General features: G+C 33.8%; 10 protein-coding genes. 2 read left to right on the forward strand and 8 right to left on the reverse strand.

Annotated elements, in window-relative coordinates:
- Nucleotides 1-73: 73 nt before the first annotated feature.
- Complete coding sequence (locus H033_RS0108615) at nt 74-2,557, reverse strand: DUF5686 and carboxypeptidase regulatory-like domain-containing protein (protein WP_026837953.1); 2,484 nt, start codon at nt 2,555-2,557, stop codon at nt 74-76.
- Nucleotides 2,558-2,611: 54 nt separating this feature from the next.
- Nucleotides 2,612-3,067 carry an SsrA-binding protein SmpB gene (gene smpB / locus H033_RS0108620; protein WP_026837954.1) on the reverse strand — a complete coding sequence of 152 codons (456 nt, stop codon included), beginning with the start codon at nt 3,065-3,067 and terminating at the stop codon, nt 2,612-2,614.
- 205 nt (nt 3,068-3,272) lie between these two features.
- On the opposite strand from smpB, the gene H033_RS0108625 reads away from it, so the two are divergent.
- A complete protein-coding gene (locus H033_RS0108625) occupies nt 3,273-4,019 on the forward strand; it encodes a DUF6503 family protein (RefSeq protein ID WP_026837955.1) in 747 nt (248 codons plus the stop codon).
- Nucleotides 4,020-4,064: 45 nt separating this feature from the next.
- On the opposite strand, the gene H033_RS19845 is transcribed toward H033_RS0108625, so the two are convergent.
- The 6 genes from H033_RS19845 to H033_RS0108655 all read right to left on the reverse strand — a co-directional run bounded on the left by H033_RS19845 (nt 4,065) and on the right by H033_RS0108655 (nt 7,856).
- Nucleotides 4,065-4,508 (reverse strand): hypothetical protein, encoded by a 444-nt coding sequence (locus tag H033_RS19845; RefSeq protein WP_196809430.1) that lies wholly within the window; start codon nt 4,506-4,508, stop codon nt 4,065-4,067.
- On the reverse strand, nt 4,460-5,575 hold the full coding sequence (locus H033_RS0108635) for an ISAs1 family transposase (RefSeq protein WP_026836489.1): 1,116 nt from the start codon (nt 5,573-5,575) through the stop codon (nt 4,460-4,462). Before H033_RS0108635 ends, H033_RS19845 begins: the two co-directional genes overlap by 49 nt.
- A gap of 102 nt (nt 5,576-5,677) precedes the next feature.
- Complete coding sequence (locus H033_RS19850) at nt 5,678-6,007, reverse strand: ATP-binding cassette domain-containing protein (RefSeq protein WP_231367580.1); 330 nt, start codon at nt 6,005-6,007, stop codon at nt 5,678-5,680.
- A gap of 3 nt (nt 6,008-6,010) precedes the next feature.
- The gene (locus H033_RS0108645) at nt 6,011-6,289 is read right to left on the reverse strand and encodes a hypothetical protein (protein ID WP_026837956.1); all 279 of its coding nucleotides are present in this window, start codon (nt 6,287-6,289) and stop codon (nt 6,011-6,013) included.
- Between the two features lie 238 nt (nt 6,290-6,527).
- Nucleotides 6,528-6,842, reverse strand: a complete 315-nt coding sequence (locus H033_RS0108650) for a putative quinol monooxygenase (protein ID WP_026837957.1) — start codon at nt 6,840-6,842, stop codon at nt 6,528-6,530.
- 561 nt (nt 6,843-7,403) lie between these two features.
- Nucleotides 7,404-7,856: a hypothetical protein gene (locus tag H033_RS0108655; protein WP_026837958.1), complete on the reverse strand. Its 453-nt coding sequence runs from the start codon at nt 7,854-7,856 to the stop codon at nt 7,404-7,406.
- A gap of 755 nt (nt 7,857-8,611) precedes the next feature.
- On the opposite strand from H033_RS0108655, the gene H033_RS0108660 reads away from it, so the two are divergent.
- On the forward strand, nt 8,612-11,818 hold the full coding sequence (locus tag H033_RS0108660) for a carboxypeptidase regulatory-like domain-containing protein (protein ID WP_026837959.1): 3,207 nt from the start codon (nt 8,612-8,614) through the stop codon (nt 11,816-11,818).
- Nucleotides 11,819-11,887 lie beyond the last annotated feature (69 nt).

Raw genomic sequence — 11,887 nt, forward strand, 5'->3', positions numbered from 1 at the left:
GGAATGACAAATGTCATTTGTTGTCATTCTGAAAGGAATGAAATGGATTGAAGAATCTCAAAGAAAATCTTTCTTACTCAAATATCCCCAAGAATTTAAGTCCGAAAATAAAAGCAGCTTCTGTTTTTCCTTGATAATTAGAGACTACATAGTCCAGTCTCAATAACCTATATTTCCCAAATCCTAAATTGTCTATCCCCACAGAAAACTCTGTGTAGGCTTTGTTATTTTCTATAGACAGCGCATGTGCTCCAAGAATTAAATTATAATTCAGTTTATTTATTAAAGGAAGTTTCCCAAGGATCCAGCCTTGAAAATCCTGCTCGGCGTGCATTTCCAAATAGTTGTTTTTGGTGCTAAGCCTATAATAAGGCAATAAATTGAATTTATTCAGATAACTACCGCTTCTAATTCGGGTCTGATTGCCGTTAAAGTGCTGGTAATCTAAATATGCTATCTCATTATCATTCAAAAAAGCACCACCCTTTAGTGTATATCCAAAATTCCCTTTATTACCTAGTTTTATGTTTTGGGTAAGAGCTGCGCGAACTTGATCGAAACTATAATCAGAAATATCACTTCCAAAACCTTTTTCGTAAGCTAGCCATAAAGTTGGAAATTTGTTAGAAGCAACATTTACCTTGCTATCCGGATAACTCAAATATTTCTGTGCAAAATCTATTCTTCCGGATATATTGATTTTGAAAATATGATGATCTATGAACGGCACACTCCCGAAATTCTCCGGTTGCAACGGATTATTGGAAGTGTATGCAACATCATCTTGATTTATCCAGGAATTATCACTGGTATTAAATAATGCGTTTCGTTGCTGATAGCTAACATCTGTAAATAAACGAAATCCGTTAAAAAGCTCTTGCTGATAGGAGATTTCAGCAAACTGTTTTTCGTATAATTTCAAATAATTTCGTTCGAAGAACAAACTGCTAATATCATTTATTCTTTCAGAAATTGGAAGCGTAGGATTTATTTGCGTAGTTTCTACTCCTGCTTCTATATTTAAAATAGGTTTGGAAATATTGTTGAACTTCTTCTGAAAACCTGCTTTTATTCTAAAACGATCATCACTAAAACCATAATTCATCTTAGAATAGATTCTCCAATATTTCCCGAAATTATCATCCAGATTCTTTCTATAAGAGACATCTAAAGAGGTGTTATATCCCTGAACTGTGTTGTAATGAGTTCCAAACAATGGCGACGAGATATTAAATCGCTGCTTTTTATAAGAGTTTCCATAGCTATAGCCAAAAAGCAAATCGGAAATAGAAAACTTATTTTGAGCAGTATCTACAGAATCCAGATATTTCTTAGAACTTTTTAGTTCTTGGAGACTATCCTTCTTTACATAATCTGTAAGTTCTTCAGTAGTTAAAGGTACCGGCCTTATTTTATTCCAGTATAAAGAATCTTTTTTATTGGCTTCTTCAGCAAAACTTAAGACCTCTCTGGTAAATGTTCTTTTTTTAAATTGAGGTTCAAAATTATAATTGCTGTAAACAGCAGTAAATCTTCCATCACCACCAATACCAAACATCGAAAAGCTAAAATCTACCGCCTGACTTATCTTGATCCAGAATTTATTTTCTTCAGAATATTTAAAGTTTTGAGTAAAAGTGAGTTCCTCTATTGGGGCCACTTGGATTGCTTGTCCCGTAGTTTTTAATTCTGTACCAAAGATCTGCCATGTATCTTCTACAATATAAATAAAACCGCTAAAAACACGATCCTTGGGACGTTTAGGAGTTACGAGAATCTTATTGATGAGCTGTGCCTCATTATCATAAAAGACACCTTCCAATTTATAGTCGTAATAGTTAAAGGCATAATCGGCAATGGGAGAGACGATCTCTGCATTGAGATTTATAGTATTGTTATAAAAAGAGAAATCAGATTCTTCAGCAGAATTCAAGCTGAAACCATTGTCATTTCCACTTACTTTGGAGGCTATTATTTTCTCTTTAAAATCATCTGGAGCACGAAAAGTGATTTCAGAAATAGTTTCGCTTAAATAAATAATTCCGCTCCGGGTAGAATCTAAACCGCCACCCAGATCTCCCAATTCTTGACCCAGGATCTTTTCTGGTGCATTTTTAATTCGCCATAAACCACGGGAATAATAATTGGCTGTGTATTGTTCTAATTTTGCGAGGTTTTCCTTTCGGCTTGCAATGGCATTTCTAATAATTCTATCAGCAGGATTATCTTTAGAGTTAATAGTTACTTCATCCAGATTGGTTGTTTCTGAAGTTAACTGTACATCTAATTGAAAAGGGAATTTATCTACAACTATCTTTTTTTTGAGGGTTTGATAGCCTAGAAATTGAAAAACTAATTCGTATTCGCCAGTTTTAGATAGACGTAGCTCAAAATTTCCATCTTCATTTGTGGTGGTTCCCTGTGTACCATCTTCAGTATAAATATTCACATAGGGTAGTGGAAGGTCGTTAATATCCCTAACAGTACCGGTAACTTGCGCGAATGTAAATTGAGAAATAAGTAAAAGAAACAAGAGAGATTTTAAGCTACCATTCATAAACAGAGGTTTTAACACTGCAAAATAGCTAAATAAAAGGAATGAGTACGGGGCTTAATTAAAGTCTTTTTTAATTCTATCTAGTCTGCGTTTGCTATCCCTATCCTTGATTGTTTCCCGCTTGTCGTATAACTTTTTACCTTTTGCTAAGGTGATCTTAAGTTTTGCAATACCACGATCGTTGATAAAGAGTCTGATAGGAATAATTGTTAATCCAGAATTCTTAACGTTTTTCTCCAGACTTTTAAGTTCCCGTTTTTGCATAAGCAGTTTACGCTCACTTTTGGGGTTATGATTAAAGTGTGTGGCATGAGAATATTCTTCTACATGCATATTTATTACAAAGAGTTCGTTATTCTGGAATTCACAAAAACTTTCGGTAATAGATGCTTTCCCCATACGAATTGCTTTGATCTCTGTCCCTGCAAGTTTTATTCCTGCTACATAGGTTTCCAGAAATTCATATTCAAATTTCGCTTTACGGTTCTTTATGTTGATGGTATTCTTCATAGAGGCACAAAAATAGGAAGGTTTCTTTAGAAATTCCTATAATGATTTTGTAAAGTTTTAAGATTGACCTATTCTAATTAATTCGAGAAGAATTATTTAAGGTGTAAGGAGTTAGGTGAAATGTAGTCTTAGAATGTTGATATACTAGATTATAAAATGTCTATTGTGTTAATTTTTTTATCTTAGCGCCTACTTTAAAGATACTATGAGATACCTTTTAATATTTGCCTTACTTGTGCTATTTGCTTCCTGCCAGAATGAAAAAGAGCAGTTTTCTGCAGACGAGATCATCAATAGAACTATAGCTATCGCGGGTGGTGATATTTACAAAAAAGCAACGATCGACTTTAAATTTCGAGAAAATAAATATAAGAGTGTTCGTAATGGTGGGGAATTCCTTTTAGAGCGAGAAATTAAAGACTCTTTAGATACCATTCGGGATGTAGTTAGCAACACCGGATACCAGCGATTTTTGAATGATAGTTTAATTACCGTACCAGACAGTATGATGGTTAAATATATTAGTAGCGTAAATTCTGTGCATTATTTTGCACACTTACCTTACGGTTTAAATGATAAAGCTGTTAATAAGGAATTGGTGGGAGATGCAGAAATTAATGGAATGCCTTATTACCAATTAAAAGTTACTTTTAGTCAGAACGGTGGAGGTACAGATCATCATGATGAGTTTTTATATTGGATCCATAAAGAGAATTTTACTATAGATTATCTTGCTTATAAGTTTCATATCAATGAAGGTGGGCTTCGTTTTAGAGAGGCTTATAATCCACGTGTGATCGAAGGAATTAGGTTTGTAGATTATAAAAATTATACTCAAGAAGATTTTAATACAGACCTATGTCAACTTGATGAATTGTTTGAAGAAGGTAAGTTGAAATTGCTGTCTAATATTGAGACTGAAGATGTTAAAGTGATTCTGAAGAAATCTTAGGATCTGTTTCCCCGAAAATATTCATTAAGATATTATGCGAAGGTTCTATAGAGACGAGATATAACCATTATTAACTAAGTCCATCTTTTCTATAACCTCTATTTTATGTCCATCTTTAAGAAGGAAATTTACATTGGTGATGTCTAAAACATCATGGTAATAATGATCTGTTACAATAATCCCTTTGGTTTGGCTCAGATTACGTAATAGTTCTTTAAGAAGCTCTTTATAAAGAGGCTCCAACATAGAAAAGGGTTCATCTAGCATTATAAATGAATGCTCCAAAGAACCTACCAGTAAAGTTTCCAGATATCTTAATTGGCCCATGGAAAGCTGACCTATTTTAAGATGATCGAATTTTGAAACTCCGGGAGCATAAAAGACTTTGTTCTGTTTTTCTTCATCATCGCAAAAAAGAGCAATGATACAGGGCAAACGCATTAAACTTTCATTAGATTCAGCACTTCTATCAGATAGTGGTTGTCCCATCCCGCTTTGAGCCTTCTGCTTTTAACGCCTATTTTGGATGATTTTTCATTTTTCAACAAATTCAATGCGATTTTATTGAGTATCGAGAAATTTTGAGTGGAGTTGCCTGTTCTTTTTCTAGAAGCATCTTCTGAAAAAGCAACATCTAAAGTCCAGTGCAACTTGTTTTCTATGGACCAATGGGAACGAATGGCCTTTTGGAAATCTTGGGAGCTGGCCTTTATACTTGAAATATAATATCTTATTGCATGTTGTGCAGGCTTTTCTGAGTTTTTAAACTCACGTTTGCTTTCTATTTTTATAACACTTGTCAGGTTTTCCCAGTTATTGGTCTTTTCAATAAACTGAAAGTTGTCGATCACACTGCATGTCCTGGTTTCTATCCTGCCATGGTCCAGTTCTTGGACAAGGTTTGATTCCATGGTTTTCCCAAATCTAAATTCATCTTCAATATGCTCCAGCAACTGAGGTTGATTGTCTTTTACGGCCAAGATATAGTCTGCATTTTTATTGACGATGGCCTTGGCTATTTCTGTCTGACATCCCATGGCATCAATGGTTACAATGGTGTTTTCTATGGACAAGGCCTTTAATAATTCTGGAATGGCAGTAATCTCATTTGACTTCTCAGAAACCTTGACTTGTCCCAAGACCAAATTATTGTCGTTTGCCCAAGCACTGACCATGTGCACCGGGGATTTTTTACCGCCAGCTTTGGCACCCCTGATTGTTTTGCCATCTATGGCAATGATTTCCCTGGGCTGGAGTTGTGCAAGATCACTGACCCATTGTATAAAGCACTTTTCAAATTGATCACTGTCAATATTGGAAAAAACGCGATTAAATGTGTCGTGCGAAGGGATGCCATTGGGCAGATCAAGGAAGCTGCGAAGGAATTCTTCTTTTGAGTTGGCATAGTTTTCCATTTCGTTCCATGAATCTGCCCCACAGATTACTGAAATGATCCCGATGAGAAGGATGCTTTCCAAATCATAAAGTTGCTTGTGGGAACGTCTAAAGTCGGGTATTTGACCAAATATGGTCTTTAGTTTTTGGGCGGTTTTCAAATGTGTAAAATATTGATTATCAGTATAATATACAATATTTTAAACTGAAAACAGCAAATATTCTGCTGGTTTTTTAAGTGATTGGCACTCTTTTTTACCCAATTAACTTAAACTTTTTTTAATGCGTTTGCCCTGAGCAATGATACCTCTAACCTTAGTACTCTTTGGCAAAAAACTATCTTGTGGGAGATAACCAATAAGTTGACGTGGAATTATTTCATCTGCTTCAACAATTTCTGAATCAAATTTTATTTGGATATGGTTTGCCGGCAAAGTGCCAAATATCATCCTTAAAAGCGAGGATTTCCCGCTACCATTTCTTCCGAAGATGCCCAGAATATCTCCTGTTTTAAGCTCAAAGGAAATGTTCTCTAGAATTCTTTTTTTACCAAAGGATTTATAAGCTCCGCTTATTTCTAAAAGATGATCCATAATTTATATAAATAAAGCGATTATTAGTAGCGGGATGCCAACAATAAGATTGAGTATCCAGACTATTTTAAGCAACTTCAATTTATTAAAACCAAGATTGTAATAAAGATTGTATTCATTGTTTTTAAAATATTTAAAGGCAAAACGACCTACAAAAACTCCAAGAGAGCAAAACATGAAGATGCCCCAATACCTATTAAATAGGTGCATGATAAATATAGAAAAGATTAAGTTCACGATATTAATATCTATATAATAGCTCCAGATTGCTCTTACATTCATTCCCCAGATATTTTATAAATTAAATTTATTTTATGAAGTTATGGCTTTCTTATTTCTCAGATTCATTTTTGAATACGATGTATAAGCTTACTTATTCTAGGAAATTTAATTATAAATAGCATGCTGCAAGAAGTGTAATGGCTCTGGAAAGCTAAAAAAGTTATGAGAAAATTGTCATAACTAAGATGATTACTCCAGTTAATAAAAACAGGAAAAGAACGATCCTGAGACACTTTGACTATGGATTTATCCCATAACCGCCTAGTATTTTTATTTCTTTGCATTTTTCGGGCGGAGCAGCAAATAGCGGTGTAGCTTGGGAAATAAGCTCTTTTACTCCAATAACAGATAAGGAATTTTCGTGATCTTCTTTGGAATCCCATATTTCTGTGGTCCATACAGTGTCTGGTTCATCTTCATCTAAACTCACTAAATATAATTGACAACCTTTGGCCGTTGAAACTAATTCTGAAGCTTTTAATAGTACTGAAGACAATCTTTGTGCATTGTTTTCTGTAGATTTAAATTTTACGTTAAGACCGTATTTATACATAATATTTTTTTTAGCAGGGTTTGACTAATTATAAGAAAGACAATATATAACAAATATTATAATTATATGTTATATGTAATTATTGGCTTATATTTTCTTATAAAATTTGATTTAATCTTATACTAATGTAAGCATATTATCTTTTTATCTTAGATGTCATAAACATCAATCCATTCTTCTCAGGTCATTTATGAAGATAGTTCGCCAATTAGCTCAAATGGAATTTGTTCTGGTTTTTTAATCTAATACAGCTTTTTCCCATATCGTGGTATAATTTACTATGCTTGGGAAATTTAGTTACAAACCAATCTAATAAGGCTTTATTCGCATAAATCCCCAAGTGATAAAATGCTATGAATTTTTTTTGTGAAGCAATATTAATAAATGGCAGCGGAAGCTCTGGAGTACAATACTATTGAAAACCCCATCTAAAAGGCGCATAAGCTGATCTGTAACTTTTACTTAACTGTTCATGTTTATTAATGACAAAAAGATTGAATTTTTTGAGATGTCTCTACTTATAATTTTAGAGTACTTAAATGGGATTACTAAAAACCCTTATTAAAACAATTTAACTTTCATTTTCTTATACTCGCTGAGATCCAATACATCTCCTATTAAAAATTCACCTTTCACTTTTAAGTATGGTTTTGCTACCTTTTTTGGTAGATCGAAGATCAATGTAGTGGTTCCTTCAGAATTAGGGTAGGTGTGATATTCATTTTGCCATTCAAAGGGTTCTAATTCATTGAGTTTAATTTGAAGTTTTTTATTGTTGTTATAAATGTTTCCCTTAGAATCTACTATATATGCAATAGAGTTTTTCCAAGTATGTTTTAAAACCTCGTCATCATTAATTACTTTAAATTTTACTACATATCTTTTGGTATATTCATCTACAGATAAAACCTCGAAATCTGTCACTAAATATGCGAAGTTGTCATGATGGATTTTTTCATTCAAACCAATTTCGAAATGCTCAGATCCATTCTTGCAGGAAAATAATAATCCCATAATTAGTAGCAAAAAAATAAGAGGTGATTTAAGGCTATTCATACTTAGAGAATTATCATTTACAGTATTGTGAATTTTGTTTAAATAAATATAGGGTAGTTTTTTTTGGCTTGTCGTTCTAAAATGAGAATTTCAAGTATTATAGGGATAGATATATTGATTATAACTTAAAAATACAAAAAACGAACATTAAGTACAAATCTAGAACCTCGGGTCAAGCCCACGAGATATGAATTGGAAAATACTTTTAAAAATTCGAGGCAAGCCTCGGGGAATTAAACCCTCAATGAGGGATTTAATTATCAATACACATGCAGCTAGAATTTAATTGTTATCTCTTTACTTTCAGTTTAAATAATTAAATGACCGGCTATAATTTCTTTCGATTCTAAAAAAGAATCACCTGTTTCGTTTTTTTGATCTTTAGCTTCATATAAACCTCAAGAATCTCACAAATCTTGACCCCCGATATAATTTTATTCTAGCTATACTACCCACAACTTGTAATTTGTCATAATGGTTTTCGATTTGTTGAGACACACATGCAGGATTTCATTTGCTTTATAGATCAATCAAAATAATTAACTATAACTTACTTTAAATCAAATATTTACAAATTTAATAATATAGTCATATTGTATAAAAAGGAAACATACTTATATTTTTAATTTCGCATTTAGTAGCCATTTTTTACAATTAATTTACAGTATTTTTGCAAAATATTAACAATCATAACACACATCAAAAAAATAAAAATGAAACGGAATTTACTTTTATTTGTAACCGCTCTTCTTCTGGGTTTTACTGGGTTTTCCCAAGTAACTACAGCAGAGATTAGCGGTATTATTTATGAAGATCAAAATTTGGTGCTCCCTGGAGCCAATGTAAAAGCTGTGCATACCCCAACAGGTACTGTTTATGGAGCGGTAACAAATTTTGACGGAAGATTTAACATGTTAAACTTAAGAATTGGTGGTCCATATACGATCACAGTAAGTTTTGTTGGATTTAAAGAGTATATACTAAAAGATGTAGATCTTAGACTTGGGCAAACATTTAATATGGATGTGGTCATGACGGCAGATGCAACATCTTTAGATGCTGTAGTTATTAGTAGTGCAAAAAATACAGTGATTAATAGTGATCGTACTGGAGCAGAAACTAACATAGGGAGCAGAGAATTAAAAACATTGCCTTCTATTACAAGATCTGCTGCCGATTTTTACCGATTAGAACCAACCGCTTCCAGCAATGGATCTTTTGGAGGTAGAAACGACCAGTTTAACAACTTTAGTTTGGATGGTTCTATCTTTAACAACCCATTTGGCCTAGATGCTGCAACACCAGGAGGGCAAACAAGTGCACAGCCAGTGTCTTTAGATGCGATTGAGCAAATTCAGGTTTCTACCGCACCTTACGATGTTACTCAGGCTGGTTTTACCGGAGCTTCTGTAAATGCTGTAACTAAGAGTGGAACGAACAATTGGAAAGGAACGGTTTATGGCTTTTATAGAAATCAGGATTTAACAGGAAGTAAAGTCGAAGGAGATGATATTATTGTTCCAGACCTTACTCAAGCCCAATATGGATTGAGTGTTGGAGGACCAATTATTGAAAATAAATTATTCGTATTCGGGAATTTTGAAAAAGATGATAGAGAAGATCTTGGATCTAACTTTTTAGCAGCTAGACCTGGATTAACAGGTTCTAATGTTTCTAGAGTTACTGCAGACGATCTAGATTTTGTTTCTACTCAATTAGGAACTTTAGGATACGAAACAGGTGCTTATGAAGGTTATACTCATAAAACAGAATCTACTAAAGGACTTTTTAAACTGGACTGGAACGTTTCAGATAAACATCGTGTAGCTTTTATTTATAACTTTTTAAATGCTTCAAGAGATTTGCCAGCAAACAGAGAGGCTATTGGACGCAGAGGACCAGATCTAACAACTTTACAGTTTAGGAATTCCGGATACAGGATCAATAACAAGATTAACTCTTTCTTAGTTGAATTGAATTCGAATTTTTCTGGAAACATCACTAACAAATTTCAAGCAGGATATACTAGATTTGAAGATAGTAGAGATCCGTTTTCTGCTCCGGCACCTCCAATCAACATTCAGGAAGATGGAGTTCGATATATAGTTGCAGGGCATGAGCCTTTCTCGATCAACAATAAATTAGATCAGAAGGTTTATCAAATTACTAACAACCTAAACTTCATTCTTGGAAACCACACGATCACTTTAGGAGCTAGTTTTGAAAGATTTGAATTTGATAATTCTTTTAATTTAGGAGCCTATGATTTTGGTGGAAATGCTGATGCAGGTCAAGGCCCGATAAGTACTTTCTTTGATGCTTTTACGAGTGTTAGAGATGGAGCGGGTAGTTTTGAAGAAGCTGTAAATAATGGAACAATTACAGCAGCACTTGCAAATGCTCAAAATGTTTTTGATAACAACAATGCAAATGACTCATGGGCTTTAGCTGAAACAAATGTTGGACAATTAGCATTTTATGCTCAGGACAAATGGAAAGCTACAGATAAATTTACCTTGACTTACGGATTAAGAGTAGATCAACCTTTATATTTTGATACTCAGGATAAGATCCAAGAAAATATTGATAGAGCGGCTGGAGGAACTTTTCCTGACGGAAACTACCAACCAGGTATTACTTATTTCAATGAGAATGGAGCAGAAACTAAATTGAGCAGTTTGGAACTTCCTTCGAAAAAATTATTATTCTCCCCAAGATTAGGTTTTAATTATGATGTACGAGGAAATAAGACACTTCAAGTACGAGGTGGAACAGGGATATTTACAGGTCGTTTACCATTTGTATGGATTGGAAACCAAGTGGCAAATCCTAACTTTTTCTTTTACCAGACTTCTGCACCAAACTTCCAATTCCCACAGGTTTGGAGAAGTAACTTAGGATTAGATTATAAGTTTGAAAATGGTATCCTTGCCACTACAGATATTATCTATACAAGAGATGTTAACTCTCAAATGGTAAGAAACTACGGTTTAGCAACGCCAACAGGAACTCTAAATGGAGCAGATAATAGAATAGTTTATTTGAATTCTGATAGAGCGGTAAACGAATTTGGTGGAATTACCAATGCTTATGTATTCTCTAATACAGATGTTGGTTACTCATTTAACTGGTCTTTCAAATTACAAAAGAATTTTAGTAATGGATTGTTTGCTACTATAGCTTACAACTATTTAGAGTCTGAAGATGCAAGTTCATTGGATGCTGAAATTTCTAGTGATGCTTACGACAGAAACCCTGCAATTGGAAACGTGAATAGAGCGGTAAGTTCTACTTCTCGTTATGGAGACAAACACAGAATTGTTGGACAACTGAATAAGTCTTTCAGCTATGGTGAGAATAAGCAATGGAGAACTTCTATTGGTGCATTTTACGAATATGCTCAAGGTGGTAGATTCTCTTACACATATTCTGGAGACATCAATAATGATGGATCTGCATTAAATGACTTGATCTATATTCCAACCCAATCTGATCTTTCAGGATATAACTTTACTGGAACTGATGCAGAGCAAGGAGCACAAAGAGCGGCATTCGAATCTTATATTCAGCAAGATGAATACCTAAGAGATAGAAGAGGAGATTATGCAGAGAAATATGCTGTATTAAGCCCATGGAGAGGACGTTGGGATGTGAAGTTCTTACAGGATTACGACTTTAAAGTTGGTAATGGTACAAATACGATTCAGTTAAGTTTAGATGTTTTAAACTTCGGAAATTTAATAAATTCTGATTGGGGAGTTATTGAAATTCCTGTGAACGATCAGCCTCTCGGTGTTTCTGTAGACCAAACTAATACTCCGGTATATAGTTTTGATCCATCTCAGAAAAACACTTTTGCTAACGACTTTAGTTTAGATTCTAGATGGCAAATGCAAGTTGGTCTTAGATATATTTTCTAAGCTTCTTCAAAATTATAAGCATAAAAAAACTGCTCCAGAAATGGGGCAGTTTTTTTATGCTTATAATTT

Source organism: Gillisia sp. JM1, from assembly GCF_000424645.1.
Lineage (GTDB): Bacteria > Bacteroidota > Bacteroidia > Flavobacteriales > Flavobacteriaceae > Gillisia.